Origin of the sequence: Bacillus sanguinis (genome assembly GCF_018332475.1) — a bacterium.
Classification (GTDB): Bacteria; Bacillota; Bacilli; order Bacillales; family Bacillaceae_G; genus Bacillus_A; species Bacillus_A sanguinis.
Genome location: NZ_BOQB01000490.1, coordinates 1 through 1,618 on the forward strand (window position 1 = coordinate 1; position 1,618 = coordinate 1,618).

Genomic DNA, 1,618 nt, shown 5'->3' on the forward strand with positions numbered 1-1,618 from the left:
ACTTTCAATTTATTCACAGTCCGCCAATTTCTTACTGTAGCTGGTGTATGTAACTTCTGAAACTGGTTCATTAATTTAGAGTTTCGAATGCTATTTTTGAAAAATAAATACACAACCTTTTCATCTATATAACAATCTTCAGTATCATTTTTTTGCATAATCAACTGATTTTTTTCTTTTTCAGTAAGTTCATTTGCTAAGAAGGCAACATGTATACTTTCCCCTTCTAACAATGAATCGACTTCATAAGGACACCTTTTTATCATATTTATAAATCCCTCATTTGTTCTTAACATGACCGGAACGTCAAAACCAAAAACGTTTTTAATTTCCGATTGTATTCGCTCCTTTAGAAATTTTATATTTTCCTCAGATTCGAATAGGATATTACCACTTTGAATATATGTTTTCACTTGTTTTAACCCTATTGATTCAAACATTTGTTTTAAATCAGCCATTTTAATTACCTTATGCCCGCCTACATTGATTCCTCTTAGTAATGCGATATAAATTGTCATATCGTTTCACCTCGTTTAAATGTATTTCACAATTGATGTAAAGTTATTTAATTTTAAGATAAACTATAAAAACCTTGCTACTTCGTTATACAAGGAGTAAGGTTTTCTTTTCGTTATTTCATGATAGGTAAATGCATTATAATTTGTTGGCCAATCGGTCCCATTCTTCTAAAACCTTTATCTTGGAAGCCGACTTTTTCATATAAATTTTGTGCAGGAATATTTTTTTCATTTACAGCAAGTACAACCTCATTTTTTATCGGGAAATAACGTTTTACAAACTCTTGTAATAATGCCAATGATTTTTTAGCATATCCTTTTCTTTGTCTATTATGATTTATAGAAAATGATGTTAAAAGTAAAGCATCCTGATTGTCTGTGAACTCCTGTACTCTATCTCCTGTTTGCAATGCGAAAAGACCCACAGGTACTCCATTATAATCCAAAATTACAATCACATTTTTGGTTCGATCACTTTTTGCTTTCTCTAATAATTCAACTGGATCTGATGTAAACTGAACTTGTTCACTTGGTAAAGTAAATGATTGTATAACTTCTTTATATCTTTCTTTATACGGAACTAATTGAATTTCCCCTGTATGTATGTTCATGCGAAACTCTCCCATTTTTTACTTATTAACTTAAACCTTGTTGCACTTTAGAATGCACTTTTCCATCTAAAAAGGTAATTTCAACAAATGAAGTTGGATCGCTTCCTTTCCAAGAAAAAATTTGTTTAATTTGTGCAGAATGTTCTACTCCTTCTTCTATTACTAAATCCCCTTCAAACCCAATGAAATCTTTTACTTCTGTATAAGTCATTCCTTCATTTATGTTCGAGAAATGATTTATATTGATAGGATCTTTCTGCTGCCTTTCCATCACAGTAGAAGAAGTCGCTGTTTGTTTTTTCACTTCTTTCTTCTGTTCACACGCTGTCATACTGAAACCTAAGCATAAACTACATACTATTAATGCGCTTTTTTTCATCATAACAGTTGTCCCTCCCATGATAATTAAACCATATATTCCCTTAAAAATAAACTGAATATTAAATATTATATTGAAAATCCCCGTACAATTAAGTACGGGGTTAATTT

Annotated in this window: 3 protein-coding genes; all 3 read right to left on the reverse strand. The window is 30.7% G+C overall.

The features are described from left to right. The coding region (locus tag KI369_RS27935) for a DUF1697 domain-containing protein (RefSeq protein WP_212958889.1) at nucleotides 1-518 on the reverse strand (518 nt) is incomplete at its 3' end. Nucleotides 519-631: 113 nt separating this feature from the next. Beyond that, entirely contained in the window at nucleotides 632-1,129 is a 498-nt protein-coding gene (locus KI369_RS27940; RefSeq protein ID WP_212958891.1) for a GNAT family N-acetyltransferase, read from the reverse strand. A gap of 25 nt (nucleotides 1,130-1,154) precedes the next feature. Beyond that, complete coding sequence (locus KI369_RS27945; RefSeq protein WP_212958893.1) at nucleotides 1,155-1,511, reverse strand: hypothetical protein; 357 nt, start codon at nucleotides 1,509-1,511, stop codon at nucleotides 1,155-1,157. Between the last annotated feature and the right edge of the window lie 107 nt (nucleotides 1,512-1,618).

Coding starts and splice junctions, on each gene's coding strand:
- KI369_RS27940 (WP_212958891.1), bottom strand. CDS start 1,129: ATGAACATACATACAGGGGAAATTCAATTAGTTCCGTATAAAGAAAGA.
- KI369_RS27945 (WP_212958893.1), bottom strand. CDS start 1,511: ATGATGAAAAAAAGCGCATTAATAGTATGTAGTTTATGCTTAGGTTTC.